The sequence below is a fragment of the Candidatus Pelagibacter communis genome (assembly GCF_001180165.1).
Classification (GTDB): domain Bacteria; phylum Pseudomonadota; class Alphaproteobacteria; order Pelagibacterales; family Pelagibacteraceae; genus Pelagibacter; species Pelagibacter ubique_P.
Genome location: NZ_CVSQ01000041.1, coordinates 1 through 3007 on the forward strand (window position 1 = coordinate 1; position 3007 = coordinate 3007).

At 30.6% G+C, this 3007-nt stretch carries 3 protein-coding genes; all 3 read left to right on the forward strand.

From position 1 onward, the window contains the following. Positions 1-1184: TRAP transporter large permease (locus AMN88_RS02210; RefSeq protein ID WP_075536224.1), on the forward strand; the 1184-nt coding region annotated here is incomplete at its 5' end. Positions 1185-1209: 25 nt separating this feature from the next. Beyond that, complete coding sequence (locus AMN88_RS02215; protein ID WP_075536225.1) at positions 1210-2667, forward strand: cytosine permease; 1458 nt, start codon at positions 1210-1212, stop codon at positions 2665-2667. A gap of 5 nt (positions 2668-2672) precedes the next feature. Then, positions 2673-3007 (forward strand): SDR family NAD(P)-dependent oxidoreductase (locus tag AMN88_RS02220; RefSeq protein ID WP_143323661.1); only part of this gene is annotated, 335 nt, incomplete at its 3' end.

Genomic DNA, 3007 nt, shown 5'->3' on the forward strand with positions numbered 1-3007 from the left:
ATTTAATGACCCTCCAGTTCTCGATGGTGATGACCGAACAAACACTCGCCGCCGTCCCGCTCTTTGTCTTTATGGGTATTATGATGGAGCAGGCAGGACTAATGGAAAGATTATTTTCGTCATTTCAAATGATGCTGGCTAGAGTAAGAGGTGCATTATATTATGCTGTTTTGTTTGTTTCAGTTATCTTCGCAGCTGCAACAGGAATTGTTGGTGCCTCAGTAACTATTCTTGGAATAATGGCTGCAAAATCAATGAATAGATCTGGTTATGACGTAAGACTTGCAGCTGGCACAATTACTGCTGGTGGAACCTTAGGAATTTTAATTCCACCAAGTATTATGCTTGTTGTGATGGGTCCAATTATGGAAATCCCTGTAATTGATCTATTTGCTGCAGCTATAATTCCTGGAATTCTTCTTGCAAGTTTATACGCTGGCTACACAACAATAAGATGTATGATAAATCCTAAACTAGGACCTGTAATTCCTGAAGAAATGAGAGCAGCGAGCATGAAAGAAGTTTGGATTGAATTCTTTTTAGGCTTAGTTCCTCCTGCAGCTCTAGTATTTGCTGCATTGGGAAGTATCTTGTTTGGATTTGCAACACCAACTGAAGCAGCTGGTTGTGGTGCAATGGGTGCATTGTTACTTTCATTAGCATATAAAAAATTAACTTTATCTAAACTACAAGAGGCTTTAGTTAAAACTTTAGAAATTACTGCTTTAATTATGGTTCTAGTTGCTGCATCAAACTTTTTTGGAGCTGTATTTGCAAGACTTGGTACACCAACATTGTTAACTGAATTTTTGTTAGGTTTAGAGATGAACAAATATTTTATTTTGGCAATTGTTATGGTTGCTATATTTTTATTAGGTTGGCCATTGGAATGGGTTCCAATTGTGATGATCATTGTACCAATTATTTTACCATTAATTGAAGCTTTGGGCTTTAATTTAACTTGGTTTGCAATATTGGTCGCTGTCAACCTCCAGACCGCCTGGCTTTCTCCACCTGTAGCTTTGTCTGCATATTTCTTAAAAGGAGTAGTTCCTGAATGGGATTTAAAAGATATTTATTATGGAATGATGCAGTTTATGGTTCTACAAATTATAGGCTTAGTTTTAATCATAATATTTCCTAAGATTGCCTTATGGTTACCAACTCTCTTATATGGACAGTAGAATTTATTAGTTTAAAATAAATTTCGTGAATCAACCTAAAGTAAAATATTCTCTTTCTAATTGGGACTTAGTCACAGTTAATCCAAATTATAAAACTTGGAATTGGAAAGATCTATTTTGTTTTTGGGGAGCAAATGTACAGAGTATAATTGGTTTTTCATTAATATCCTCTTTATACTTAATGTATAGTTTAAATATTTTTGTAGTTTTTTTTGGAATCATATTAGGATCTTTTTTCGTTTATTTATTTTCAAACCTTATTGGAAAACCTTCTCAAAAATTTGGTTTACCATTTGCAGTATTACTTAGATCCTCGCTTGGATTTAATGGTGCTAAATTTTTTGGATTAATCAGAAGTTTAGTTGGAATATTTTTATTTGGAATTCAAACTTATTTTTTGTCTAAAATTTTAGTTTACTTAATTAGAATAGTAATTTTTTCTATAGACGATTCTTTATTGCAGCAGGAAATATTTATTTTTTATTATTTTGGCATGAACATTATTGATTGGTCTGCAATAATAATCACAATTATTTTACAGACTTTATTTTTTACTGTTGGAATGCAGTACAATAAGAAAATAATTAATTTTTCAGCAATGACAGTTTATGCTGGTTTGCTGATTTTTTTCTTTGTTGTTTTATTAAGTGATGTAAAAATAACTACCGAAGCTTTTTCAAATATTTTTAATTTAAATAATTTTTTAGATGTTAATAATTTAGCACCTTTATTGACTGTTGCTGGAACAATATTTGCCTATTTTTCAATTTTAATAATTAGTTTTGGTGATTTTTCTAGATATGTAAAAAATGAGCAAGAATTAAAAAAAGGAAACTTAAGTTTAATTTTAAATTTAATTATTTTTTCATTTTTATCTGTTTTCATTGTTATAGGATCCGATGTTTTTCTTAATCAAAAATTTTCAGATATAGACAGAATTTTTACCAATCCAACGGACATAGTAGGAAAGTTTGATAATATACAAATAACAATAGTCGTTCTATTTTTTATTATTATTGCTTCAGCTTCTACAAATTTAGTTGCCAATTTCATCCCATCTCAATACTCTCTAATAAATTTTGCTCCTTCAATATTCACTTTAAAAAGTGCCAGTTATTTAATTGCTTTTTTTGGTTTGTTGATTGCAATATTCTGGCTGACTATATTGAGCCAAATAGGAATTTTATCATTTGTTGATACTTTTGGTGCTTTCTTTGGTCCTTTATTTGGAGTGATGGCAGCTGATTATTATTTAATTAAAAATCAAGAATTAAGTAATAAAGACCTATATTCTATAGACAAAGAGAGTGCTTATTATTATTCAGGTGGTTGGCATATAAAAGGTGTTTATTCTTTAATATTAGGATTTATTTTTTCAGCGTCAACAATTTGGAATACTAATTTAATGTTTTTACAATCTTATGCTTGGATAATAGGTGCATTTGTTGCTTGGATAACATATTACTTGTTGGCAAAAAAATAATTTTAATGCACACATTTGATTTTAAAAATAGAACAGCTGTAGTTACTGGTGGAGCCCAAGGGTTTGGTTTAGATGTTGCAAAAAGATTTTTAGAGTCTGGTGCTAAAGTTTTTATATGGGATATCGATGAAAAGCTTCTTAAATCAGCAGTTGATGAAGTAAAAAACCCCAACTTATTTTACAGTGTCGTTGATATATCAAATTATCAAGATGTGGAGAAAAACGTTGCAGATATAACCACAAAATCAAATATAGATATTTTAATCAATAATGCCGGGATAACAGGTCCTACAGGTCCTTTGTGGGAGTATGATGTCGATATGTGGAATAAAATAGTACA